This is a genomic window from Nonomuraea sp. NPDC049141, from assembly GCF_040648415.1.
Lineage (GTDB): Bacteria > Actinomycetota > Actinomycetes > Streptosporangiales > Streptosporangiaceae > Nonomuraea.
Map to the genome: position 1 here is coordinate 137,353 of NZ_JBEZDR010000020.1, position 23,527 is coordinate 160,879.

The window sequence follows — 23,527 nt, forward strand, 5'->3', positions numbered from 1 at the left end:
GAGGGGCCGAAGGCCCCGGGGAGCACGCCGAGGCCCGTGGGCGCGGAGCGCCTGATCGGGTGAGCCCTTGGGGTGCGCGTGAGCGCCGAAGGAGGAACGTCGAGCTTCCATGGGCGCGAAGCGCCGATGGCGAGCCCTTTGTGAACGATCAGCGGTCTCGGCGGCGTTCGATGCGTTTGCGGCGCGCGACCTCACGCTTGTGCCGGGCCGCCTCCTCCCGGCGAGCCCTCCGATCCCCAGCGGCCTCCTGCTTGCGGCTCTCCAGCTCCAACCGCATGGCCTCCTGCGCCGCCGTACTCCTCGAAGACACCCGCGCCGCAGCCCGTGCGGCCAGCTTGGCGGCCCGCTTGGGGTTGACCCGCCCGTCTCCCCGGGTCTCGCCGGCCCGCACAGGGGGCGCGGAAGACGCCTTGGCCAGCAGCGTCAGGCCGTACCGCATCAGATAGTCGTACAGCTCCGGATCGGTCGGCTCGGCGCCGAGTGTGAAGCGGGTGGCTCGTAGTTCGCCGTCCTCGACGAGCTCCAGCACGCCGACCCAGAACGGCCCGTCGAGATAGACGGACAGCGTCACCATGGTTGCCCTCCAGCGGATATGCCGAACGACGGCCTGACGAGGCCGCTGCCGGCACACCGGACATCCCTGGAAGGGCGGATACGAGAAGCGTCGCCCGGGCTACCGAACCGGGCCGCGTTTTCGTGTGCGTCACCAGACTAGCGCCCAACGCCGACTAGGATCCTGTGCCATGACCCAGCTTCCACTGCGGGCTCTGCTCGCGAGCGCCCTGGGCCGCAGTGCCGCCACGCTGTCGAGGATGACCGGGCGCGGCGACGGCTCGGTGATCGGCGGTCGGGTCGGCCTGATGCTCGAGCCCGATCTGCTCCGGCAGCTCGCCCGTGACCGCAGGCTGGCCTTGGTCAGCGCCACTAACGGCAAGACCACCACGACCCGGCTCATCACCTCGGCGTTGCTGGAGCTCGGCGAGGTGGCCACCAACGCGTTCGGCGCCAACATGCCCGCGGGTCACGTCTCGGCGCTCTCCCTGCACAAGGACGCCCCCTACGGCGTGCTGGAGGTCGACGAGAAATACCTGCCCGAAGTCCTCGACACCACCGGCGCCGGCGTCGTCTGCCTGATGAACCTCAGCCGCGACCAGATGGACCGCGCGGCCGAGATCTGGCTGCTCGCCCAGAAGTGGCGCAGGGCGCTGTCCGGCAAGCCGACGCACGTCATCGCCAACTGCGACGACCCGCTCGTCACCTGGGGCGCCTCGACCGCGGCCAAGGTGACCTGGGTCGCGGGCGGCCAGCGCTGGAAGGAAGACTCCTGGTGCTGCCCCGAGTGCGGTGGGCCGCTCGACCGCAAGGACGCCGACTGGGCGTGCCGGGAGTGCACGTTCCACCGGCCTGAGCCGCAGTGGGTCCTCGACGACGACGCGGTGATCGATCCGCGCGGGCAGCGGTGGCTGCTGGACATCCAGCTGCCCGGCCTGGCCAACCGGTCCAACGCCGCGATGGCGCTGGCGGTGGGCGAGGCGTTCGGGCTGCCGGTCGAGCGGGCGCTGCCCCGGCTGCGCGAGGTCACCTCGGTGGCCGGCCGCTACACCACGGTCGAGCGGGACGGCCGCTTCGCGCGGCTGCTGCTGGCCAAGAACCCGGCGGGCTGGCTGGAGGCGTTCGACGTCTCCGACCCGCAGCAGCCGATCATCCTGTCGGTCAACGCGCAGGGGCCCGACGGTCGGGACACGTCCTGGCTGTGGGACGTCGACTACCGCATCCTGCGCGGCCGCCCGGTGTTCGTCACCGGCGAGCGGCGGCTGGACCTGGCGCTCCGGCTCGACGTGGCCGACGTGCCGTTCGCGCTCTGTGCCACGTTCACCGAGGCGCTGGCCATGCAGCCGCCGGGTCGCGTCGACGTGATCGCCAACTACACCGCCTTCCAGCAGATCCGATCGGAGTTCGGTCGTGCCGTCTGACAGCGCCCTTCGCATTGTCTGGATCTATCCCGACCTGCTGAGCACGTACGGCGACCAGGGCAACGTGCTCGTCCTGGAGCAGCGGGCTCAGCGCAGGGGCATCGAGACCGAGACCGTCTACGTCCGGTCGGCCGACCCGGTGCCGGAGACCGGCGACATCTACCTCATCGGCGGCGGCGAGGACCGTCCGCAGATCCTCGCGGCGGCGCGGCTGCGCAAGGATGGCGGGCTGCACCGCGCGATCGCGCGGGGCGCGGCGATGCTCGCGGTCTGCGCGGGCTACCAGATCATGGGCAGTACGTTCGGCGGCGAGGAGGGCCAGCCGGTCGACGGCATCGGCCTGCTCGACATCGCCAGCTCCCGCGGCCCCCAGCGGGCGGTCGGCGAGCTGGTGGCCGAGGTGGACGCCGAGCTGGGCCTGCCGACGCTGACCGGCTTCGAGAACCACATGGGGGTCACCCGCCTGGGCCCGGGCGTCAAGGCGCTCTCCCGGACGACCGTGGGGGTCGGCAACGGGGACGGGTTCGAGGGGTGTTACGCGGGGCACGTCGTCGGGACCTACCTGCACGGGCCCGCGCTGGCCCGCAACCCGGCGCTCGCCGACCTGCTGCTCTCGTGGCGCGCGGGCGAGCTGGCCCCGCTCGACGACACCCGCTACGAGCAGCTCCGACAGGAGCGCCTGGCCGCCGTTCGGGCCAACTGAGCCAAGTCACGGCACAGCCCGGCCGGCCCCAGTCGCCGACCATGGCCGGGCGCCTCCAGGGATACGGCCGCTGATCCCGCACAGGGCCGGGCGCCGTTACGAGGTGTCCTCGGCCGCCCGCGTGGTCAGCGCGCCGGCCTTGGCGTGCAGGTAGCGCTGCTGCTGGAGGCTGCTCGTTCGCCGTGCGGCCGCCTCGTACGCCGCCCGGGCCGCCCGGTGGTCCCCCGACCTCTCCAGCAGGTGCGCCCGGACCGCGTGCAGGCGGTGGTCTTCGGCTATCCGTACGTCCTTCTCCAGCTCTGCGAGCAGGGCGAGACCCGCTGCCGGGCCGTCGACCATGGCGGCCGCGACGGTGTGGTTGAGCGTGACCACCGGGTTGTCGGAGAGCCGCATCAGGAGCTCGTACAGGGCCTTTATCTGCGGCCAGTCGGTCGCCTCCGCGGTGGGGGCCTCGTCGTGCAGGGCGGCGATCGCCGCCTGGAGCTGGTACGGGCCGGTCGGGCCGCGGGGGAGGGCGTTCGTGATGAGGGCGATGCCTTCGGTGATGCAGGACGTGTTCCAGAGCGTTCGGTCTTGTTCGGCCATGGGGATCAGGGAGCCGTCCGGGCCCGTACGCGCCGGTCTGCGGGCGTCGGTGAGGAGCATGAGGGACAGCAGGCCCGCCACCTCGGCGTCGTCCGGCAGCAGGCGGTTGACCAGGCGGGTCAGGCGGATCGCCTCGGTGGTCAGCTCGGTGCGCTGCAGGGCCGGGCCGGAGGTGCTGGCGTAGCCCTCGTTGAAGATCAGGTAGAGGACGTGCAGAACCGCGGCGAGCCGTCCCGCGCGGTCCTCACCGGAGGGGAGGCCGAAGGGGAGGCCGCTGTCCTTGATGCGGTTTTTGGCCCGGGTGATGCGCCGGGTCATGGTCGCCTCCGGGACCAGGAACGCCCTGGCGATCTCCGCGGTCGTCAGGCCGCCGACGGCCCGCAGGGTGAGCGCGATCTGCGACGCGGGCGACAGCGAGGGATGGCAGCACATGAACAGCAGGATGAGCGTGTCGTCGGACTCCGCCGCCGGCCGGTCGGCGGCGGGCGCCAGCCACTGGTCGGGCAGGGTCCAGCGTGAGACGGTGTCCTCGCGCTGCCGGCGGGCCTGCTCGCTGCGCAGCAGGTCGGTCAGCCGGCGCGCGGCGACCGTGATCAGCCAGCCGCGCGGGTTGTCCGGAAGGCCCTCTTCAGGCCACTGCAGGGCGGCCGCGAGCAGCGCCTCCTGCGTCGCGTCCTCGGCCGTGGCGAAGTGCCCGTAACGCCGTACCAGCGCGCCGAGAACCTGCGGCGCCAGCCCGCGCAGCAGGTCCTCGACCTCGCCGCCGGTCACAGCTCCTCGAAGCTCCCGGCGATCGGCCGCACGTCCACGTGCCATTCGTGGGTCAGGGTCGCGTTCGCGGGGTGGGGAGTGCCGGCCAGCCGCGCCGCGATCTCGGTCGCCCGGTCGAAGCTCGCGCACTCGACGATCGTGTAACCGGCCAGGACCTCCTGTGTCTCGGAGTAAGGGCCGTCGGTCACGACCGGCACCCCGTCCTTGAGCTGGATCCTCCTGGCGTGGACGGGCTCGCTCAGGCCCTGCGCGTCCACGAACTCCCCGGATTCGACCAGGGCGTTGTTCCACGACTCCATGAAGGCGTGCATTGCCGCGACGTCCTCCCCGGACCAGGCCGGGTTGCCGGGCTTTCCGGCCAGATTGTCGTAGTCGCGCTGGGTGCCGAACATCATGATCATGTACTTCACGATCTCTCCTCTCGGTCGGCACCACCGCGGTGCCGCACATCAGAGACGTCGGAACCAACGGACCGCTCCGGACAGCTAGTACACGAGAGCCTGGGCGTCCTTCGCCACGGCCTCCTCGACGAAGGTGGAGGCGCCGGCGATGCGGATGCCGGGGATGAGGTCGTCGGCCGTGATCTCGCGCCGGGCCGCACACTGGGTGCAGACCGTCACCCGGCCGCCCGCCAGAACGGCGTCCAGCAGGTCCGTGAGCGGAGCGGCGTGGGCCAGGTTGAACTCCTTGGCCCTCCCCGGCAGCCCGAACCATGAGGACTCCCCGGTCAGCCAGAGCGAGACCGGAACACCGCTCGCGAGCGCGGCGGCCGCGACCGTGAACGCCTGGTTGCAGCGCTCAGGGGCGTCGGCGCCGGCGGTCACCTTGATCACCAGTGATCGTGCCATGCTCGTCACCCTAACGCTCCTTCCCACCGGACGTCTTAGAGCGGGTGGGCCAGTAGAGTTTGATGCCATGGAAGATGCTGATGTCCAGGTGCCGGTGCATCCCGATCTGGAGCCGATCGCGTTCCTGATCGGCCGCTGGGAGGGCGCCGGTGTCGGGGGTTATCCGACGATCGAGAGCTTCAACTTCGGTCAGGAGATCGAGTTCGGCCACAACGGCAAGCCGTTCCTGTCGTACGTGAGCCGCACCTGGCTGCTCGACGACGCCGGCAACCGGGTCAGACCCCTCGCCACCGAGTCCGGCTACTGGCGGCCGCAGCCCGACCGGCAGATCGAGGTGCTGCTGGCGCATCCGACCGGCATCGTGGAGATCTACATCGGCGAGGTCGTCTTCCACAAGATCGAGCTGCGCACCGACGTGGTGGCGCGCACCGCCTCGGCCAAGGAATACACCGCGGCCACCCGCCTGTACGGGCTGGTCAAGGGCAACCTCATGTGGGCCTACGACATGGCCGCGGTCGGGCACCCGCTCACGTCGCACATGTCGGCGGAGCTCAAGAAGGTAGCTTGATCCATATGAGCACCCCTTTCACCGCTGAGGCGGTCGAGGCGATCAAGCGGCACATGAACGACGACCACTCGGACGACTCGCTGATCATCGTGCGGGGGCTGGGCGGGCGGCCCGACGCGACGACCGCGGTCACCAGCGGGGTCGACGGCGAGGCGATCGAGTTCACGATCGACGGCGGCGAGCGGGTCAGGGTTTCGTGGGGGGAGACGCTGACCGAGCGCCCGCAGGTGCGTATGGCGGTCGTCCGCCTCTACCGCGAAGCCTGCGACAAGCTCGGCATCCCAGCCCGCGGCGCGCACTGACCGAGGGCAAAAAAGAAGGGCCCCAGGCGGCGTTCCACTCGTGATTGAGCGGGCCGGATGGACCACGGACGGGATTGGGTCCCGCCCTCCGGCTGCCGGGGGCCCCGGTGGTTGTCTCGAATTCGCCCAACAGACGAGACATCAGTCCGCGTCGTTAGCGGACAACCACCTCGCTAGTCCAACTATGAATCACCATTGTTTGGACCACCTCCTTTCCGCGTACCCCAGAAGCTATGCGCTCGGCCGCGGAGGGGGCAAGCGATTAATACTCAGCCGTAGACTCGGAGGCATGACGGAGACGCAGTGGCACGAAGAACTCCGCGCCAAGGGCTACCGGGTGACCCCGCAGCGGCAGCTCGTGCTCGAAGCGGTCAAGGCGCTCGAACACGCCACGCCCGAAGAGATCTCCGTCAAGGTGCGCGAGACGGCCCGCGGCGTCAACATCTCGACCGTCTACCGCACGCTGGAGCTGCTCGAAGAGCTCGGCATGGTCACTCACACCCACCTCAGCCACGGCGCCCCCACCTACCACCTGGCAGCGGACGCCGATCACCTGCATCTGGTCTGCCGGGGTTGCGGCGCGGTCAGCGAGATACGCCCGGAGATCGCCGACGGGCTGGTCAAGGGTCTGGACGGCGAGCTCGGCTTCGTTGCCGACGTACGCCACCTGACCGTCTTCGGCCGCTGCCGCAACTGCCGATAACCTGGAAGGCATGCGTAGCCCTCTGCTCGACCTCCCGGGTGCCGTCGCCGCCGACGGCCCCGACTCCGATGTAGCCGCCCACTACGGTGACCTGTTCGCCGAGCAGCGGGCGCTGGTCAAGGGCGAGGCGGTGGTCGACCGCAGCAACCGCGAGGTGATCCGCATCTCCGGGGCGGATCGGCTGAAATGGCTCAACGACCTGACCTCGCAGAAACTCGACACGCTGGCTCCCGGCGAGTGGACGCAGACGCTCGACCTCGACCTCCAGGGCCGGGTCCTGCACCACCTGACGCTGGTCGACGACGGCGAGACCGTGCTGGCGCACGTCGAGCCCGGCACCGCCGACAGCCTGGTGGCCTACCTCGACCGGATGCGGTTCATGCTCCGCGTCGAGGTGTCGCGCGCCGACGACCTGGCGGTGCTCTCCTCCGCGACCGAGGACTTCCTGGTGCCGCGCGCCGAGCTGCCCGACCACCTGGGCAAGCCGCTGGCCGGGCTCTGGGCGTACGAGGCGCTCCGCATCGAGCAGCACCGGCCCCGGCTCGGCTTCGACACCGACCACAAGACGATCCCGCACGAAGTGGGCTGGATCGGCTCTGCCCTTCACCTCAGCAAGGGTTGCTACCGGGGCCAGGAGACGGTCGCCCGGGTCCACAATCTGGGGCATCCACCGCGGCGGCTGGTGTTCCTGCACCTCGACGGCAGCGTTGACACGCTGCCGGTGCACGGCGCGCCGGTGATCTTCGAGAGCCAGGAGGTGGGGGTCGTCGGCTCCGCCGCCCGCCACCACGAGCTCGGCCCGATCGCGCTGGCCATGGTCAAACGGACGGTGCCGGTGGACGCGCCTCTGCTCGCGGGTGGCGTCGCCGCAGCTCAGGAGGTCATCGTGCCGCCCGACGCGGGCCGCAACGTCACGATCGACCCGGCGATGCGGCGCCGCCTGCGATAACCCGATCCGCCGTCTTTCAACCCCAAGCATCCTGTACGGCAAGCATGGGGCACCCGTCACCCGCCGACCATGGCCAGGGGCCTCCAGGAATACGCTCGCTGATCCCGCACGTGGCTGGCCGCCGTTACGCGCGCAGGCAATGGGCCCGATACTCCTCGTCCGCAGTCGCGGGGAAGCGCCGCAGGCACCTGGCCTGCGGCGGAGGCGACCAGGGTGGCGAGTTTGCGGTCGCCGGCCAGTTCGGCGACGGCCTGGGCGCGGGCGGCGTGGGCGGCGTGGCCGAAGCGGGCCAGTGCGGCGATCTTGCCGGGCGCCACCGCGCTCGCGCAGGGCGGCGATCAGCCGCTCCAGGGTGGTGACGCCGGGCAGCAGGATCGTGGCCTCCACCAGGGTGCACCGGCGATGATCGGTTGCCCACCTCCGGGAAACAAGCATCATGGCGTACGAGGTGACGAGCAGGAGGGCCGGTGCCGATACGCCGGTGCCCTCGTTCAGAACTCGAGTTCGCCGACGTCGCGGGCAGCACGGGCGAACTGGCGGATCAGGTCGTTTTCTGCTGTGGTGCTCCAGATGAGTGCCCAGCGCAGCGGCGGCGCGTCGCGAATGGGCACGTGAACTGTGTCGGGTCGGGCGTAGTAGCGGGTGGAGTGACCATAAACCGGTGAGACAGCCTCTCCGGCGGAGAGAATGGGGAGCATTTCTTCGCCGGTGGAGACGGTCGGCCCGATGCGAATAGGCCTGCCGTTGGGGGTGCGGGTGGGGACGATCGCCTCGCGCCAGTAGCCGGGGTGGGCGCCGCCCATGACGATCTCGTCGCCGAGGTCTTCGTAGCTCACCCACGTCCGCGTGGCCAGTCGATGCGTGGCTGACATAGCCAGCACGGGGGGTTCGGTGGAGACGATCGGGCCCACGGTGAGGTCGCGCTCCTCGACGGGGAGCCAGGCCAGCAGCACGTCCACCTCCCGGGCACGCAGCGGTCCGAAGGGATCGCTGAAACTGATGTAGCGGAGCTGGATCTCGCAGTGGGGGCGATGGGCCGCGAACGCGTCGAAGAGGGGACGGAGCTCGGCGGTGTTGGTACTGAGCATGCCCAACCGCAGCGCCTCGTTCTTGTTCTGCGCCTCACGTTTGGCCCGCTCCACGCTCTCACCGAGCGCGTGGTAGATCGGCCGCAGGTCGTCACGCAGGCGCACTCCCGCGGGCGTCAGCAAGACACTGCGGTTGTTCCGGAGGAACAGCTGGGTGCCGATCTGCCGCTCCTGCTTCTTGATCGCCTGGGTGATCCGGGCCGGGGAGACATGCAGACGCTCGGCGGTGCGCCCGAAGTGCAGCTCTTCGGCCAGCGTCAGGAAGATCTGGATGTCCCGCAGTTCCACGCTTGACCTGCCACGATAAGTCTCCGCTTCATCTGATCATGCGGCATTTGTCGTTGTTGTGGTGATCCACCGTACTCGATCCGCGAGTCCGGAAGGCGACGACCAGGCCTTTTCCGTCAGGGCTGAGCTGGGACCCTTGGTGACGTGGACATCTTGTTCGCCGCGCTCCGCCGTGCGGCCGAAGTTCAGCTCCTCGGCCGACGTCAGGAAGATCTCGACGTCGCCGATCTCCCGCGTGTCCGCCCTGACGTTAAGTCCGCGGTTAACGCAGTGTTGCACGTTCCGACATTGCCCCGGCCCGGCCATACCCGCAACCCTGATCAAGGATGAATCACCACATTGGGGGAAACCATGCTGGGCAACCGCATACGAGCAGAGAATGAACCCACCCACCCATCTGGGCTTCGCGAGGCGCTCGACACCCGCGAATTTCCCCTGGCTGAGCCGCGGCGATGCGGCCGCCGACATCCTGCTGCGCCAGCGCCATCTCGAACGGCCGCGAGAGCGGATCGCCCGGCCGGTGGTGGCGTGAGCGTAACCGATCCGGCCAAGGAATACGCGCCTGAGCGCCGAGGACGCACCAATCAGCAGGCAGTTGTGGCGCAATCCGTGGGGTGAGTGGTTGATGCGCCTCACCGACCCCAACGGCATCGTAGTCGAACTGACCGAACGGATCGCGCCCGGCGGCCATGCCGGTGTTCGCTGATCTCCGGCGTGCTATGCCTGTGCACTCTGGTGCGGGTGATCGACGACTGGGTGCTGACGGCGGCGATCCCACTCCTCCGAGATGGCCTGCAAGATCACCGGAGCCCTCGACCTAGCTGACCAGCCCTCGCGCCCGCCGTTGACCATGCGGTGTCGTGTCAGCGGCGGCGTCAGGACGGCAACGGCCTGCTATCAGAGCGATCGGCGATCGTGGACGCCATGAACGGTTCAGCGATCGCGGCCTCAGGGGTGCGAACTGGGCCGCGCCGACCTCACCCCCGACCCTCGTGCCTCGCTCATGGAAGCCCGTGAGCGTCACGCCGGGACGGGTCTCGCAAGATCGAACACTGTAAGCAAGGAGATTCATGATGGAAACCGGCAACAGCGGCTTCTCCAAGACCGGGCTGGACAGATTGCGTGAGGTGCTGGCGCGGCATGTCGATTCCGGGAAGATTCCCGGGCTCGTCGCCCTGGTCGGCCGGGGGGACGAGGCGCACGTCGAAGCGCTGGGGACGATGCGTCATGACGGTGGCGCGCCGATGCGCCGGGACACGATCTTCCGGATGGCCTCGACGTCCAAGCCGGTCGCGATGGCGGCGGCGATGGTCCTGCTGGATGAGTGCCGGCTGCGGCTGGATGACCTGGTGGAGCAGTGGCTGCCCGAGCTGGCCGACCGGCAGGTGCTGAAGCGGATCGACAGCCCGTTGGACGACACCGTGCCGGCGCGGCGGCCGATCACCGTGCGGGATCTGCTGACCTCCACGTTCGGGCTCGGCATGGACATGACGGCGCTGGGCGCGCCGATCATGGGCGCGATCTTCGAGCGGGGGCTGACGCCCGACCTGCCGGAGCCGATGCCCGGGCCGGATGAGTGGATGCGTCGCCTTGGCACGCTTCCGTTGATGTACCAGCCGGGAGAGCGCTGGCAGTACCAGATCAGCCACGATGTGCTCGCCGTGCTGGTGGCGAGGGTGACAGGTCAGTCGTTCGAGGCGTTCCTGCGGGAGCGCATCTTCGACCCGCTGGGCATGACCGACACCGCTTTCCACGTGCCCGCCGACAAGATCGACCGGCTGCCGGCCCTGTATGCCCCCGACCCGCAGAGTGGGGAGTTCCACGTGTGGGACGAGGCCGAGGGGGGACGCTGGAGCAGCCCTCCGGCGTTCCAGGGCGGCGGTGGCGGGCTGGTCTCCACCGTCGACGACTACCACGCCTACTTCCGGATGCTGCTGAATCACGGGACGTACGGGGGCGAGCGGATCCTGTCGCGGGCCGCCGTCGAGTTGATGACCACCAACCGGCTCACGCCCGAGCAGAACGCCCCCCGGACCGCCATGGCCCGCGACAACGTCCACCTGTCCTTCGGCCAAGGCCAGCACGGTGGCTGGGGCTTCGGGATGGCGGTGCGTACCTACCGCGGCGACTACGCGCCCATCGGCCAGTTCGGCTGGGACGGCGGCAGCGGCACCTCCACCTACGCCGACCCGAGCAACCAGCTCACCGGACTCCTGCTCACCCAGGTCGGCATGTCCGTCCCGAACTCGGCGCTGCTCATCCACGACTTCTGGACCACCCTCTACCAGGCGCTCGACGACTGACACCGAGCCCGCCCCGATGACTACACGGGGTACGGCGGCGACGCCGAATGCCTGCCCCTCTGCACAAACGATTCTGCACACCGTGCTGAACCAGCCGGCCCGCTGCCTGCGGAAATGGGAGTGACAAATGCGCATGCCGTTGTCGACGACAGACTGTGAGGAGACTGGCCAGTGATGGACGTAGATGTGATCATCGTGGGCGCAGGCCCGACAGGTCTCATGCTGGCCGCCGAACTGCGCCTGGCCGGAGTGCGACCGCTGGTGCTGGAGCGGCAGCCCAAGCGCCGCGACACCCCGAAGGCAGGCGGGCTCGGCGGGCAGATCCTGGAACTGTTGCGCTACCGAGGCTTGCTGGAACGCTTCGACGCAGCCTGCACCGAACCCGTCCCGGCCCCCCGATTCCCGTTCGGCGGTGTGCACCTGGACTTCACCCAGCTGGCGGATCCCCCGCTGCACGCCCTGCCGCTCCCGCAGCAGCTGCTTGAGCGGCTGCTCGACGAACGCGCCGGCGAACTCGACGTCGACATTCGCCGTGGCCATGAGGTGACCAGGGTGAGCCAGGACGATGCCGCGGTGAGCGTGGAGGTTCGGGGCCCGGACGGGCCGTACCGGATCACCGCCCGCTACCTCGTGGGGTGCGACGGCGCGCGCAGCCGGGTCCGCGACTGGGCCGGCATCGGCTTCCCCGGCACCACCTATCCGGAGGTCAACCGGCTGGCCCAGGTCTCCTTGCCCGAGACGGTGACCGTGCTCGGCAACGGCGACCTCGACGTGCCCGGCTCCGGCACGATCCGCGCGGGTTTCACCCGGACCGGCCACGGACTTTTCGGCGTCGGCTCCGCGCCCGGCTCCCAGGTGGTCTCGCTCTACACCATCGAGGACGAGAGCACCGAGTACGACGACGACGTACCGATGACGGTGGCCGAACTGCAGGACAGCGTCCGTCGCGTGCTCGGCATGGATCTGCCCGTGGGAGAGGCGCTGCGGCTGTCGCGGTTCACCTTCAAGGCCCGCCAGGCCGAGCGCTACCGGCAGGGGCGGATCCTGCTGGCCGGTGACGCGGCGCACCTGTTCCCGGCCACCGGCGTGGCACTCAACGCCGGCATGCTGGATGCGGTCAACCTGGCCTGGAAGCTGGCCGCCGACCTGCACGGCCGGGCGCCGGCCGGCCTGCTGGACACCTACCACGACGAACGCCACCTGGCCGGCGCCCGCACCATGCTGCACACCCGAGCTCAGGTGGCCCTGCGGCGCGGACACGACGCGGCCGCCGAAGCGCTTCGGGAGGTCTTCCAGGAACTGCTCGCCGACGAGCAGCCGCTGCGCCGCATGGGAGCGCTGGTCGCCGGCTCCGACATCCGCTACCCGATGCCCGGTTCCGACCGGCACGTTCTGATCGGCGCCTTCGCACCTGACCTCACCTTGCACACCGAGCAGGGGCTCACCAGCGTCGCGGAGCTCGTGCACGCCGCACGTCCCGTCTTACTCGATCTGGCCGAGCGCGAGGATCTACACGAGGTCGCCCGGGCGTGGGAGGACCGCATCGACTACCGCACCGCCAAGACCGGCGACCGACCGGCCGATGCCCTGCTGATCCGTCCGGACGCCCACATCGTCTGGGCCGCGGCCACCGACGAGCCGGCCGACAGCGCCGCGCCCGCGCTACGCGAAGCGCTTTCCGGCTGGTTCGGCTCCCCCTGAGGCACGACCGCGCCGATCAGCGCGAAGACGCCGCGCACACCGCCACGGCCCGGCCACCCGGATCGGGCCGCGGCCGATCCGAGGCGAGGCGGACCGGCTTCAGCTCCTCGCACAGAGCCCGCAACCTCTTCCCAGGAAGGAACCGATTCTTGACACCCTTTGTCCCCGCCGATCCGACCGTGGTGCACCCCATGCCCGACCAGCCCCGGGTGGTGCTGCTCAAACCGCTGGTCACCTCGCCGCTGATAGAGGTCGGGGAGTTCTCCTATTTCGACGACCCGGATGATCCGACCGCGTTCGAGACCCGTAACGTGCTCTACCACTACGGGCCGGAAAGGCTGGTCATCGGGAAGTTCTGCGCGCTGGGCGAGGGGGTGCGGTTCATCATGAACGGCGCCAACCACCGCATGGACGGCCCCTCGACGTTCCCTTTCCCGATCATGGGCGGGTCCTGGGCCGAGCACTCCGACCTCATCACCGGCCTGCCCGGACGCGGTGACACCGTGGTCGGCCACGACGTCTGGTTCGGCTACCGGTCCCTGGTGATGCCCGGCGTCCGCATCGGCCACGGAGCGATCATCGCCTCCGGTTCCGTCGTCGTCGACGACGTGCCCGACTACGGCATCGTTGGAGGCAACCCCGCCAGGCTCATCCGCCGCCGCTACAGCGACGCTGACATCGACCGCCTCCTCGCTGTGGCTTGGTGGGACTGGCCGCTCCAGCACATCACCGAGCACATCCGGACGATCATGTCCGGCGGCATCCACGACCTGGAGAAGGCGGCACCCGCTCCGGCCTTGGGGGTCGAGTGATCATGAGCGGCCCGCAGGTAGAGCGCACCGTCAAGGCGACGTTTGAGATCGTCGAGTTCGACGAGAGCCTGTATGACAAGCACGCCGAGGGGCCCAACCTGACCCGGGTCACGATCCGAAAGCGCTACCAGGGCGTGATCGAAGGAACGGGTGTCGCCGAGGTGCTCACCGCCCAGGGCGGCGTCGGCGGTGGCTACGTCGCCTCGGAGCGCATCGAAGGCACGCTCGACGGCCGCCAGGGCACCTTCGTCATCCAGCACTGGGGGCTGGCCGACGGAACCGACCAGAACAGCGAAGGAAGCATCGTCCCGAACTCCGGCACGGGACAACTCGCCGGGATCGCCGGTCGCGCGATGGAGCGGGAGTTTCAAGTGCTCACGCTGGTCTACACGTTGTGAGATCACCAGAGCCGGAGCTGGGCTCGCGGCCGCCTCCCCGGCTCGCGGGGTGACCTTCCGGCATCGGCGATGACCTGAGTAGCACGGATGGCTCCGAGACTCATCACCACCGCACAGCATGGTCAAGGATCTCGACCGCCGCCGACCGACATCTGACTCCCGTTTCACAGTCCCAGCACGTCGGAATCGAGCCATCAGCATGCCCGCTTCGTCCCACCTCAACCCGTTCACCGGCTGGCTCGGCGCCCATGCCGCCCCGCTCACCCACCTCGCCCCCGAGGCGCCGCTCGACGACCTTGAGCCGCTACGCGACATCGTCGGCGACGCCCGCGTCGTCGCGCTCGGGGAGAACTCCCACTTCATCACCGAGTTCTCGCTCCTGCGCCGGCGCATCCTGCGGTTCCTGGCCGAACGCTGCGGTTTCACCGTCCTGGCCTTCGAGTACGGCTTCAGCGAAGGCTTCCTCCTGGACGCCTGGGCCCAAACGATCCCGAGAGCAACGAGTTCTGCGTCCTGCGCACCCTGGCTGTGACATGCCACAGTTGGCGTCGCTGTTCCTGCCACGCTGACCTCATCCAGGTCGGCGACGTCCTGGTACGCCTGGGCCTCTTCCGCATCGAACTCGACGGCGCACAAACGGTCGAACTCGGGCCCCGGTACCGTACCGATGATCGGACAGGCCGGCGTCATCCAAGCGGCGACCAACCCCACCCAAGCATCAAGGCCCACCTCAGCGAGGTGGCGAAGCCGAACGGCGCCGTCGCGGGAGGAATGATCGTCGTCATGACATCTGCGGGTGGGGCTAGGTCGCCAGGGGGCGGAGCATGGCTATGAGGCCGGTGCTGTCGGGGACTGACCGGAAGAACTCTGCGTCGGCCCGCTCCACCTCGGTGACGGCGCGCTGAGCCAGCTCCTGGCCCTGCGGGGTGAGGCGCAGACGCCTGGCCCGGGTGTCGCCGGGGTCCACCTCGCGTACGAGGAGACCCTTCTCTTCCAGCTTCCGCAGCACCTGCGAGGTCATCTTGACGTCGGTGTCCGCGTGCCTGGCGATGCTGAGCTGGTTGGGGTGCTCGCCCTGCGTGTTCAGCCACCACGTACTGGCCAGCAGCACGAACTGGACGTGCGTGAGGTCGAGCGGCGCCAGGGCCGCCGTGACGGCCCGCTGCCAGCGCAGCGTGACCCGCCAGAGCAGGAATCCCGGACTGTCGTCAGCCGCGGTGGGCATCGGCATCATGCCCATAGACTACACACAGATCGTCTGCGCGCAGATTATATGTCGAGCACCAGGGTGATCGGTCCGTCGTTGACCAGGGACACCTGCATGTTCGCGCCGAACCTGCCGGTCTCCACGTGGGCCCCGAGTGCCCTGAGCTCCTCCACCACGGCGTCCACCAGCGGCTCGGCGACCGGGCCAGGGGCGGCGGCCTGCCAGGTGGGCCGCCGGCCCTTGCGGGCGTCGCCGTACAGGGTGAACTGGCTGATCACCAGGAGCGGCGCCGACACGTCGGAGCAGGACTTCTCCCCGTCCAGGACGCGCAGGCCCCAGAGCTTGGCGGCGAGCTTGCGCGCCTCGGCGCGCGTGTCGGTGTGCGTGACGCCGACCAGCACGAGCAGCCCCGGCTCGTCGATCGCTCCGACGGTCTCCCCGTCGACTACCACGGACGCGGTGCTCACTCGCTGCACGACTGCTCGCATGGGAACCCATTCTGGCCCAGGTCAAAAGCTTCGTAGACTTCGTGCCGAAAAGGGGGTGGCGAATGTCGCTGGTTGTGGAGGTCGTCCGGTCCGGGTTCGTGGAGTCGACCCATCAGGTGCGCATGCTCACCATGGACGCCTCAGGCGAACCGGTCGAGGCGCACGGCGCGGTGCACGTGCCGGCCTCGCCGCGATCGGCGATGAAGCCGCTCCAGGCCGTCGGCATGCTCCGCGCCGGGCTCGCGCTCGACGGCGAACTCCTCGCGCTGGCCTGCGCGTCCCATTCCGGGGAGCCCTACCACGTGGACGGCGTACGGAAGATCCTGGCGGGGGCCGGGCTGGCCGAGTCGGCGCTGCTCTGCCCCGAGGACTACCCCGACGACCGGGCGGCGACCGACTACGGCCGCGTCTACATGAACTGCTCGGGCAAGCACGCCGCCATGCTCGCCACCTGCGTGCTGAACGACTGGCCGCTCGCCACATACCTGGAGCCCGCGCATCCGCTGCAGCGGACGATCCGCCGCACGGTGGAGGAGCTGACGGGGGAGCGGGTCGCGGCCTCGGGAGTGGACGGGTGCGGCGCGCCGCTGTTCTTCGTCTCGATGGTGGGCGTGACGCGGGCCTTCCGCGCGCTGCCTCTGGGGGAGGCGGGCTCGTACGAGCGGCGGATCTTCGACGTCATGCGCGCGCATCCGGAGTGGACGTCCGGCACCGTCCGGGCGGAGGCCGAGCTGATGCGGGCCCTGCCGGGGCTGATGGTCAAGGTGGGCGCGGAGGGGTTCGACGCGTTCGTGTTCGAGGACGGGCGGGTGGGCGCCGTCAAGGTCGAGGATGGCGCCCAGCGGGCCCGCATGCCCGCCACGGTGGCGGCACTGCGCTCGCTCGGCCTGGACGCCCCGGAGCTGGACCCGATGGCCCGCCCGCCGCTGATGGGCGGCGGACGCGCCGTGGGCGAACTACGCCTGCGCTGAGTGCCCCTACAGGGTGCGGAACTGGCGGCTGGCCGAGATCGCGCCCGAGGTCGTGGTGGTGAACGTACGCATCGACCCGGCGAACTTGGACAGATCCCACTCAGCCGGGCCGTGATACCAGTACAGATTGTCGGACTGGTGGCCATTGCCGGTGACCGAGGCGACGACCCGGGACCAGTGCTCCACCCCATCGAAGATCACCGCGTACGGGAGATACCGGGAGAACAGCTCCACCCGGTGCTGCTCGGGCACCTCCCCGAGATCACCGGAGAACAGGTACTCGCGGAACCCCAGCGTGTGCGCCAGCGCGGCCGAGCCCTTGGCGGTCTTGGCGGGCATGTACTGCCCGCCGACCGCCAGCGCGCCGCCCGCGATGACCAGCGCCAGGCCCAGCAGTCCGTACGTGGTGAACCAGGCGAGCGCCACCGTGGCCAGCAGGCCCAGGCCGATGAGCGCCACGCCGATGACGGTCCAGCGCGTACGCTCGGTGTCGGGACGGCGGGCGAACCACCCCTGCGTCACCACGTCGGTGTAGAGGGCGTCGCGGACCTTGCCCAGATGGCTGGCGAACGAGCCGGACAACTGGGACAACAGCACCATGTCGCGCCCGTCGAAGATGGCGTCGTAGAGCGCCCGCTCATACGGCAGCAACGTGTTGACCGGCGCGTTCGGCAGCCTGACCAGCGTCCAGTCGGGCGCGTCGTAGGCCTGCCGCGGCTGCTCGTCGATCCGCAGGTAGCCGCGGACCGCGAGGTCCACGATCGTCGCGGTGACGTCGACCACGTCGGCCTGTTCGTCCACGAGCGTGCCGATCTGGCCGGGCCGTACCCCGTCGGGCGGGGAGAAGTGCCCGTTCTGAACGGGTGCGACCGTGTTCCGCTCGTTTCCGGCGGCCCGGGAGTCGCGTCCGCGCGTCCAGTAGAGCAGGCCGACGCCGCCGAGCAGGAGCACCAGCAGGGCGGCGAGCGCGCCGCCGGTGACGGCGTTCAGCGTGAAGGCGCCGGCCAGCGAGAAGCGCCGTTCCAGGATCGGCGCGCCGCTGGTGGAGCCCTTGGTGTAGCCGACGACCACGGTCAGCGCCTGGCCGGGGCCGACGTTCTGCTGCTCGAAGGCGGCCTCGGTGGCGCCGTGGTCCATGGAGGCGGACGTGCAGCCGATGGCCGAGGTCAGCTCGCCGGCGAAGCACGACAGGTTCTGCACCTGACCGGGACCGCTCACCTTGACCGTGGCCTTGGCGACCGGTGTGCTCCAGCCGTTCACCGCGAACCAGCGCAGTTCCTCGATCGCGCCCGCGGGAGTCACGGCCCCCTTGACGTCGTACTCGACGGTGCCGGGCGCCTTCATGGTCAGCACGTCGCCGGCGAGTGTGCCGCCCTTGACGTTCGAGATCTGGTACAGCCGGTCGTTGTCGTCGTCGAAGCGTGTCCTGGTGAGGAAGGTCCGCTTGAGCTCCCCCGAGCCGTTGCTGATCTTCTCCACCACGTGCAGCGTGCCGTTCTTGGCGAGGCTCATGGTCACCTCGTCGGTGATCCCGGCCGCCGCCGTGGCGGGGACGGCGGTCAGCGATAGAGCGACGGCCCCCAGTATGGCCAGCGTGCGCCTGATACCCGTCATGGCGGCACATCGTAGCGGTTCGTACACCTTGTGCGGGCAGGTGGGATCAATCCAGCGTGATGCCGTTGGCGGCCCGCTCGACGCTCTCCGGAGCCGCGGCCTGGCCCGGGTTCTCCAGGGCGAGCGCCTGGTTGAGCTCGACGAACGGCCGCATCCGCTGCTCGTAGCGGTCGAACGCCTGGCCGGTGTCCCTGGCCAGCTCCTGAGCCAGGACGTACGCGCCGACCATGGCCAGGCTGGTGCCCTGACCGGACAGAGGCGAGGCGCAGTAGCCCGCGTCGCCGACCAGCGTGACCCGGCCCTGGGACCAGCGGTCCATCCGGATCTGCGCCATGGCGTCGAAGTAGAAGTCGTCGGCTTCCCACATCGCCTTCAGCAGTCGGGGCGTCTCCCAGCGCAGCCCCGAGCAGTGCTCCTCGATGAGCCGCTTCTGCTGCTCGACGTCGCGGTAGTCGTAGGCGACGGGCTCGGAGCCGAAGCCGATGTTGACCCGCATGGAGGCGTTGCCCGGGACGGTGTAGAGGCCGAACCCGGCCTCGCCCTCCCGGTGCCACACCTGCCAGCGGTCCAGGTCGAGGAAGTTGGCGGCGCTGTAGATGGCCACGTACATGCCGAGGTGGTTGATGAACCGCGACTCCTCGCCGAACACCAGCCCGCGCACGTTCGAGTGCAGCCCGTCGGCGCCGACCACGTAGTCGAAGCGTCGCCGCAGGCCGCTCTCGAACGTCACCTGGACTCCCTGGTCGTCCTGGTCCAGTGCCGCGATCGAGTCGCCGTAGAGGTATTCGGTGCCTTCGGCCGAGGCGGCGATGACCAGCGCGATCAGGTCGTCACGCATGATCTCGATGTCGGGGCTGTCCAACCGGCCGCCGCTGATCGTCTCCTCGGTGCTGCGCATCAGCTCGTTACCGTCGCCGTCGACCATCGACATGCCGCGCATGTCGGTCTTTTTGGCTCTTGCCTGCTCCAGGATGCCCATGCGCGCGGCCACCTCCAGCGCGGCTCCCCGGATGTCGATCGCCTGGCCGCCCCGGCGGGGCTCGGGGGCGCGTTCGACGACGGTCACGTCGAAGCCGTGCTCGCGCAGCCAGTAGGCCAGGACGGGGCCGCCGATGCTGGCGCCGGAGATGAGGACGTTCATGGCAGGGTCTCCCTTGTCTGCTGTTGACGCTGTACGAAGTGAATGTACGGCGTACAGACAGGGTTTGCAACAGGGATTCTGCTAATCTCTGTACTAGTACAGAGGTGGGGAGGCCGGGAGTCGTGGAAGCAGCGCCGCCGTACGTGCGGATCGTCGATGACATCAAGCGCCGCATAGCGGACGGCGAGTTGCGGGCCGGGGATCGGGTGCCCTCCACCCGGCAGCTGGCCAGGGACTGGGACGTCGCGCTGGCCACCGCCGCCAAGGCGCTGGCCCGGCTCGCGCAGCTAGGCGTGGTCGTGGCCGAGCCACGCGTCGGCACGGTCGTCGCCGGGCCGCCGGGCCGGTCACCACGACGCCCGCACAGCGACCCCGACGACCCAAGCCGTGACACGAGCCACGGCCCCGCGCACGACCCGGCGCGGGATACGGCGCGTGACCCCATGCGTGACCCCGCGCGTAACTCCGGGCGTGACCCCGCGCGTGACCGGGGGCGAGAGTCTGGGCGTGATGCGGCGCGTGATCTGACGCGGGATCGGGTCGTGCGGACCGCCGTCGAGATCGCCGACGCGGAAGGGCTGTCCGCGCTGTCCATGCGCGGCGTGGCCGGCCGGCTCGGCGTGGCCACCATGTCGCTCTACCGCCACGTGGGCAGCAAGGACGACCTGGTCGAGTTGATGATCGACCAGGTGCTCGGCGAGTTCCCGCTCCCCGCCGAGCCCCCGCACGGCTGGCGGGCCCGGCTGGAGGTGGCGGCCCGGCTGCAGTGGGCGGCCTACCGGCGGCACCCGTGGATGGCCCGGGTCACCTCGCTGACCCGGCCGCTGCCGTCACCCAGCCTGCTCAAGCACACCGAATGGGCGCTGGCGGCGATCGACGGCCACGGTCTCGATCCGGAGACCATGATGCACGTGCACATCCTGATGTACAGCTACGTCGAGGGGATCGCGGCCAACTTCGAGCTGGAGAGCCAGGCGCAGGCCGCGACCGGCCTCACCGACGACGAATGGATGAAGGCCCAGGACGCGCAGCTGACGGCCATCGTCACCTCGGGGCCCTATCCCACCTTCGTCGACGTCGTCGCGCGGATGGGAGGCGACTTCGACCTCGATTTCGACCGGCTCTTCGAGTTCGGCCTGGGACGGCTGCTCGACGGACTGGCCGGGATCATCGAGAGGGACTAGTCGGAGATCGCGATGCGGAGACGGCGGAAGCCGCGCCCCTTGCTCTCGATCTTGGCCACCCTGATGTGCCCGATCTGCTTCGTCGAGGCGACGTGCGTGCCGCCGTCGGCCTGGGTGTCCAGCCCGACGATGTCGATGATCCGGACGTCGGCCACGTGCTCCGGCACCAGGTTCGTCGCCGTCCGGATGATGTCCGGGATCTCGAAGGCCTCCTGGCGCGGCAGAACCCGTACGTCGATGCGCCGGTCCGCGACGATCTCGGCGTTGCACGCGTCCTCGACCGCCTCCTTGAAGCCCGGCGGCACCTCCGGCAGGTTGAAGTCCATCCGCGCGCTCAGCACGTCCATGTTGCCGCCCGTCACCAGCGACCCGTAGTCGCGGAACACGACGCCGCACAGGACGTGGAGCCCCGAGTGGGTACGCATGAGGGCCGAGCGGCGTTCGTCGGCCACCGCCCCCTGGACGACCGTGCCGACCGGCGGGATCGGGTCGCCCTCTGCCGGAATCAGGTGCAGATCATCGGCTTTGCGCACCCCGACGATCCGGGTTTCCACCCCCTGCCAGAGCAGAACTCCGTGATCTGCCGGCTGGCCGCCTCCACCCGGATAGAATGCCGACTTGCTCAGGACGATCCCGTCGGGTGTGGAATCCAGGACGACGGCTTCGAAGTCGCGCAGATTCTGATCCGACAATTCGAGCCGTTGTGTCCGCCCGTGGAGGTCATGAGTCATGTCGGCAGCTTAAGCCCCGAGGTGGTTATGCGCGGCCTGCTGGATCGAGCCCTGATCGCACCGGCTGTCGCGATATTGGGGATTTGTTGCGCGATATCGGGATGCGGCGGTGGAGCTGGTGAAGCGTGGCCAAGCCCCGCGCAGTTCCGCTCCGAAACGCCCGCGCCGATGCACGGCTGGCCCTCGGGGCCGGCGAGCGGATCGGCCGCGCCCGTCGTGATGTTCGTCGGCGACAGCTTCACGGTCGGCTCCGGCCCGGTCCCCACCTGGCGGACCTACGCCGCCGAGTCGGCTCGCCTGCTGGGCTGGCAGCCGGTCATCGCAGGCGCGGGCGGCACCGGCTATCTCAACAAGGGCCGCGTCGGCCGTACGTTCCGGCAGTCGTTCGAGGCCGAGCTGGCCTGGCGTCCCGCCCCCGACCTGCTGATCATCTCAGGCGGCCACAACGACTGCCGCTGGTCCGCGGAGAGCGTGCGGCGGGCGGCGGAAGGCCTCATCTCCGAGGCGAGGGCCCACTGGCCGCGAACCCGCATCGTCATGATCGGCCCCATCTGGCTGCGCGGCACCCCGCGCAAGGCCTATCGGGTGCGTGACGCCCTGTCGGGCCTGGCCCAGCAGGAAGCCATCCCCTTCCTGGACCCGCTCGACGAACCCCGGACCCCACCAGGCCAGTTGCTCCCCGATGGGATCCATCCGACCGCCGAAGGCCATTTCCACCTGGCCAGATGGCTGACGGACGCCATCGGCCGGCTGCCGAAGGGGGAAGGTCACCAAGGTCCGTAAGGGCCGTTGTTGCCGCCGCGTCCGCCCATGCCCTTGACGGCGGGCTTGACGTCGACGATGTAGACCGTCGCCGCGATGACGGCGATGATCGAGAAGAACCCCAGCCCGATCCCGATGAACTGCGTGCCGCCCACGGCCATGAAGGCGTTGTAGTAGTCCCACGCGCCCGCGGCGGCGAACAGCGTGGCGAGGACCAGGATGATCAGCCAGAGATTCTTCTGCAGCTTGCCGGCCGACACGAACGCGTTGGTCGGCACCCGTAGCGCGTGCACCAGCGCATAGATCGACATGCCGAGGATGCCGGCCGCGAGCAGCAGAAAGAGAAGATTCAGCCCGCCGTTGATCATTTCCATGTGAGTCCGCCCAACGCTCGCGATGAAACGGCCCCAGCCTAGTAGGCGCCCCTGACAAACGAGCACCATCAACGCGGAAAGGCCCGCCTCGTGGAGGCGGGCCTTCGCTCACGGTCAGGCCTTGGGCGTGGTGGCCTTGGTGGTGCGGGGCTTCTTGACGGGAGTGGCGACGGGCGGCTCGGCGGCCTCCGACACCTCCTCCAGCTCCAGCGCGGCCTCGCCGCTCGCCTTGCTGACGACCTTGCGCCCACGGGTGGCGAAGTCCTCGTAGACCTCGGTGGCGAGGACGGTCAGCTGGTCGGCGTAGGTGCGCGCCTTCTCGGGGAACTCCTTGGCGAAGCCCTCGGCCTTGTCGGCGTAGGTGCGGGCCTTCTCCGGCAGGTCCTTGGCGATCTCGGCGCGACGGGACTGCAGCTTCAGCAGCTGCTCGGGCAGCTCGCGCAGCTTCTCCACGGCGTAGTCGCCCACGCCCGCCACGGCGTAGAAAGGCTTGGAGTCGGTGAGCTTCTTGACCTCGGTGGCCAGCGTCATGGGTTAACCTTCCTTGGTTTCCTGGTTGGCGGTGCCGTTGCCGGTGGACGCCGCAAAAGGCTCAAGCGCGGCGAGAAATTCCTCGGGCAGCGGCTCGTCGTCCGATTCGGAGTCGTGCCGGAGATGAGCGTTCTGGGAGGTCTGCTCGTCTTCGGCCCGCTTCTCTTTGCGAAACGACTCATAAATGTCGATCAGCACCTGGCGTTGCCGCCCGCTCAGGAGCGGGTCGGCGCGGATCGCGGTGATCACGTCACTCGGCGGCTCGCGATCCTCGATGAGGCCCGCTTGCACGTAGAGCGCCTGCGAAGAGATGTGCAGGCCTTTGGCGATCTGGTTGAGAATCTCCGCGCTCGGCTTACGCAGACCGCGCTCGATCTGGCTGAGATAAGGGTTGGACACCCCCGCGGCCGTCGCGAGCTGGCGCAGGGAGATCTTCGCCTGCTGCCGCTGCTCGCGGATGTATTCGCCGATCGAGCCGACCTTCGGTAGTGCCATACCGATAGTCTGCCTCAGAGTGCTTGCAATTGCAAAC

General features: G+C 69.4%; 28 protein-coding genes and 1 pseudogene. 15 read left to right on the top strand and 14 right to left on the bottom strand.

The features are described from left to right. Positions 1 to 148: 148 nt before the first annotated feature. Positions 149 to 574 carry a YjdF family protein gene (locus AB0B91_RS45615; protein WP_358334645.1) on the bottom strand — a complete coding sequence of 142 codons (426 nt, stop codon included), beginning with the start codon at positions 572 to 574 and terminating at the stop codon, positions 149 to 151. Positions 575 to 743: 169 nt separating this feature from the next. Here AB0B91_RS45615 and AB0B91_RS45620 point away from each other — a divergent pair, with 169 nt between their 5' ends. Both AB0B91_RS45620 and AB0B91_RS45625 read left to right on the top strand, forming a co-directional pair. Then, positions 744 to 1,973 carry a MurT ligase domain-containing protein gene (locus AB0B91_RS45620; RefSeq protein WP_358334648.1) on the top strand — a complete coding sequence of 410 codons (1,230 nt, stop codon included), beginning with the start codon at positions 744 to 746 and terminating at the stop codon, positions 1,971 to 1,973. Then, positions 1,963 to 2,676 (top strand): glutamine amidotransferase, encoded by a 714-nt coding sequence (locus AB0B91_RS45625; protein WP_358334651.1) that lies wholly within the window; start codon positions 1,963 to 1,965, stop codon positions 2,674 to 2,676. The genes AB0B91_RS45620 and AB0B91_RS45625 overlap by 11 nt, the downstream gene beginning before the upstream one ends. Before the next feature lie 96 nt (positions 2,677 to 2,772). Here the strand turns inward: AB0B91_RS45625 and AB0B91_RS45630 are convergent, their stop codons facing one another. From AB0B91_RS45630 to AB0B91_RS45640, 3 genes are all read right to left on the bottom strand, one after another. Next, complete coding sequence (locus tag AB0B91_RS45630) at positions 2,773 to 4,032, bottom strand: sigma-70 family RNA polymerase sigma factor (protein ID WP_358334653.1); 1,260 nt, start codon at positions 4,030 to 4,032, stop codon at positions 2,773 to 2,775. Continuing rightward, positions 4,029 to 4,433, bottom strand: a complete 405-nt coding sequence (locus AB0B91_RS45635) for a YciI family protein (RefSeq protein WP_358335005.1) — start codon at positions 4,431 to 4,433, stop codon at positions 4,029 to 4,031. Before AB0B91_RS45635 ends, AB0B91_RS45630 begins: the two co-directional genes overlap by 4 nt. An 84-nt stretch (positions 4,434 to 4,517) precedes the next feature. Next, complete coding sequence (locus AB0B91_RS45640; RefSeq protein ID WP_358334655.1) at positions 4,518 to 4,880, bottom strand: DsrE family protein; 363 nt, start codon at positions 4,878 to 4,880, stop codon at positions 4,518 to 4,520. Positions 4,881 to 4,947: 67 nt separating this feature from the next. On the opposite strand from AB0B91_RS45640, the gene AB0B91_RS45645 reads away from it, so the two are divergent. The 4 genes from AB0B91_RS45645 (at position 4,948) to AB0B91_RS45660 (ending at position 7,402) form a co-directional block, all read left to right on the top strand. Further along, the gene (locus AB0B91_RS45645; protein WP_358334658.1) at positions 4,948 to 5,448 is read left to right on the top strand and encodes an FABP family protein; all 501 of its coding nucleotides are present in this window, start codon (positions 4,948 to 4,950) and stop codon (positions 5,446 to 5,448) included. A gap of 5 nt (positions 5,449 to 5,453) precedes the next feature. Next, complete coding sequence (locus AB0B91_RS45650; RefSeq protein ID WP_358334659.1) at positions 5,454 to 5,750, top strand: DUF2470 domain-containing protein; 297 nt, start codon at positions 5,454 to 5,456, stop codon at positions 5,748 to 5,750. Positions 5,751 to 6,039: 289 nt separating this feature from the next. Continuing rightward, positions 6,040 to 6,453 (top strand): Fur family transcriptional regulator, encoded by a 414-nt coding sequence (locus AB0B91_RS45655; RefSeq protein WP_358334661.1) that lies wholly within the window; start codon positions 6,040 to 6,042, stop codon positions 6,451 to 6,453. A gap of 10 nt (positions 6,454 to 6,463) precedes the next feature. Further along, on the top strand, positions 6,464 to 7,402 hold the full coding sequence (locus AB0B91_RS45660) for a glycine cleavage T C-terminal barrel domain-containing protein (protein WP_358334663.1): 939 nt from the start codon (positions 6,464 to 6,466) through the stop codon (positions 7,400 to 7,402). Between the two features lie 491 nt (positions 7,403 to 7,893). Here the strand turns inward: AB0B91_RS45660 and AB0B91_RS45665 are convergent, their stop codons facing one another. After that, a complete protein-coding gene (locus AB0B91_RS45665; protein ID WP_358334665.1) occupies positions 7,894 to 8,778 on the bottom strand; it encodes a LysR family transcriptional regulator in 885 nt (294 codons plus the stop codon). Between the two features lie 36 nt (positions 8,779 to 8,814). Further along, positions 8,815 to 9,084 (bottom strand): hypothetical protein, encoded by a 270-nt coding sequence (locus AB0B91_RS45670; protein WP_358334668.1) that lies wholly within the window; start codon positions 9,082 to 9,084, stop codon positions 8,815 to 8,817. A gap of 73 nt (positions 9,085 to 9,157) precedes the next feature. Between AB0B91_RS45670 and AB0B91_RS45675 the strand changes: the two genes are divergently transcribed. The 6 genes and pseudogenes from AB0B91_RS45675 to AB0B91_RS45700 form a co-directional block, all read left to right on the top strand. Then, a complete protein-coding gene (locus AB0B91_RS45675) occupies positions 9,158 to 9,310 on the top strand; it encodes a hypothetical protein (RefSeq protein ID WP_358334671.1) in 153 nt (50 codons plus the stop codon). 538 nt (positions 9,311 to 9,848) lie between these two features. Then, positions 9,849 to 11,081, top strand: coding sequence for a serine hydrolase domain-containing protein (locus tag AB0B91_RS45680; protein ID WP_358334673.1), 1,233 nt, complete (start codon positions 9,849 to 9,851; stop codon positions 11,079 to 11,081). Positions 11,082 to 11,255: 174 nt separating this feature from the next. Beyond that, on the top strand, positions 11,256 to 12,782 hold the full coding sequence (locus AB0B91_RS45685) for an FAD-dependent monooxygenase (protein WP_358334676.1): 1,527 nt from the start codon (positions 11,256 to 11,258) through the stop codon (positions 12,780 to 12,782). 149 nt (positions 12,783 to 12,931) lie between these two features. Further along, entirely contained in the window at positions 12,932 to 13,594 is a 663-nt protein-coding gene (locus tag AB0B91_RS45690) for a CatB-related O-acetyltransferase (protein ID WP_358334679.1), read from the top strand. A gap of 2 nt (positions 13,595 to 13,596) precedes the next feature. Beyond that, on the top strand, positions 13,597 to 13,992 hold the full coding sequence (locus AB0B91_RS45695; RefSeq protein ID WP_358334682.1) for a DUF3224 domain-containing protein: 396 nt from the start codon (positions 13,597 to 13,599) through the stop codon (positions 13,990 to 13,992). 199 nt (positions 13,993 to 14,191) lie between these two features. Continuing rightward, positions 14,192 to 14,470, top strand: a pseudogene (locus AB0B91_RS45700) (erythromycin esterase family protein); the annotation flags it as partial. Between the two features lie 324 nt (positions 14,471 to 14,794). Here the strand turns inward: AB0B91_RS45700 and AB0B91_RS45705 are convergent. Both AB0B91_RS45705 and dtd read right to left on the bottom strand, forming a co-directional pair. Next, complete coding sequence (locus AB0B91_RS45705) at positions 14,795 to 15,226, bottom strand: MarR family transcriptional regulator (RefSeq protein ID WP_358334684.1); 432 nt, start codon at positions 15,224 to 15,226, stop codon at positions 14,795 to 14,797. A 35-nt stretch (positions 15,227 to 15,261) separates the two neighbouring features. Next, positions 15,262 to 15,687 (bottom strand): D-aminoacyl-tRNA deacylase, encoded by a 426-nt coding sequence (dtd, locus tag AB0B91_RS45710; RefSeq protein WP_358334687.1) that lies wholly within the window; start codon positions 15,685 to 15,687, stop codon positions 15,262 to 15,264. 62 nt (positions 15,688 to 15,749) lie between these two features. Here dtd and AB0B91_RS45715 point away from each other — a divergent pair, with 62 nt between their 5' ends. Then, positions 15,750 to 16,658, top strand: a complete 909-nt coding sequence (locus tag AB0B91_RS45715; protein ID WP_358334690.1) for an asparaginase — start codon at positions 15,750 to 15,752, stop codon at positions 16,656 to 16,658. Between the two features lie 6 nt (positions 16,659 to 16,664). Here AB0B91_RS45715 and AB0B91_RS45720 read toward each other — a convergent pair whose 3' ends face one another. Continuing rightward, a complete protein-coding gene (locus AB0B91_RS45720; RefSeq protein ID WP_358334692.1) occupies positions 16,665 to 18,272 on the bottom strand; it encodes a DUF2207 domain-containing protein in 1,608 nt (535 codons plus the stop codon). A gap of 46 nt (positions 18,273 to 18,318) precedes the next feature. After that, on the bottom strand, positions 18,319 to 19,413 hold the full coding sequence (locus tag AB0B91_RS45725) for an FAD-dependent monooxygenase (protein ID WP_358334695.1): 1,095 nt from the start codon (positions 19,411 to 19,413) through the stop codon (positions 18,319 to 18,321). Positions 19,414 to 19,535: 122 nt separating this feature from the next. Here AB0B91_RS45725 and AB0B91_RS45730 point away from each other — a divergent pair, with 122 nt between their 5' ends. Further along, positions 19,536 to 20,597: a TetR/AcrR family transcriptional regulator C-terminal domain-containing protein gene (locus tag AB0B91_RS45730; protein ID WP_358334698.1), complete on the top strand. Its 1,062-nt coding sequence runs from the start codon at positions 19,536 to 19,538 to the stop codon at positions 20,595 to 20,597. Here AB0B91_RS45730 and AB0B91_RS45735 read toward each other — a convergent pair. After that, on the bottom strand, positions 20,594 to 21,328 hold the full coding sequence (locus AB0B91_RS45735) for an alanyl-tRNA editing protein (protein WP_358334701.1): 735 nt from the start codon (positions 21,326 to 21,328) through the stop codon (positions 20,594 to 20,596). The genes AB0B91_RS45730 and AB0B91_RS45735 overlap by 4 nt on opposite strands. A 168-nt stretch (positions 21,329 to 21,496) precedes the next feature. On the opposite strand from AB0B91_RS45735, the gene AB0B91_RS45740 reads away from it, so the two are divergent. Next, positions 21,497 to 22,111: an SGNH/GDSL hydrolase family protein gene (locus AB0B91_RS45740; protein ID WP_358334704.1), complete on the top strand. Its 615-nt coding sequence runs from the start codon at positions 21,497 to 21,499 to the stop codon at positions 22,109 to 22,111. On the opposite strand, the gene AB0B91_RS45745 is transcribed toward AB0B91_RS45740, so the two are convergent. The 3 genes from AB0B91_RS45745 to AB0B91_RS45755 form a co-directional block, all read right to left on the bottom strand. Next, the gene (locus AB0B91_RS45745; protein ID WP_358334707.1) at positions 22,096 to 22,464 is read right to left on the bottom strand and encodes a DUF2516 family protein; all 369 of its coding nucleotides are present in this window, start codon (positions 22,462 to 22,464) and stop codon (positions 22,096 to 22,098) included. The two genes, AB0B91_RS45740 and AB0B91_RS45745, sit on opposite strands and share 16 nt — an antisense overlap. Before the next feature lie 114 nt (positions 22,465 to 22,578). Then, positions 22,579 to 22,995, bottom strand: coding sequence for a hypothetical protein (locus AB0B91_RS45750; RefSeq protein WP_358334710.1), 417 nt, complete (start codon positions 22,993 to 22,995; stop codon positions 22,579 to 22,581). 3 nt (positions 22,996 to 22,998) lie between these two features. Further along, entirely contained in the window at positions 22,999 to 23,490 is a 492-nt protein-coding gene (locus AB0B91_RS45755) for a helix-turn-helix domain-containing protein (protein WP_358334713.1), read from the bottom strand. Positions 23,491 to 23,527: the final 37 nt, after the last annotated feature.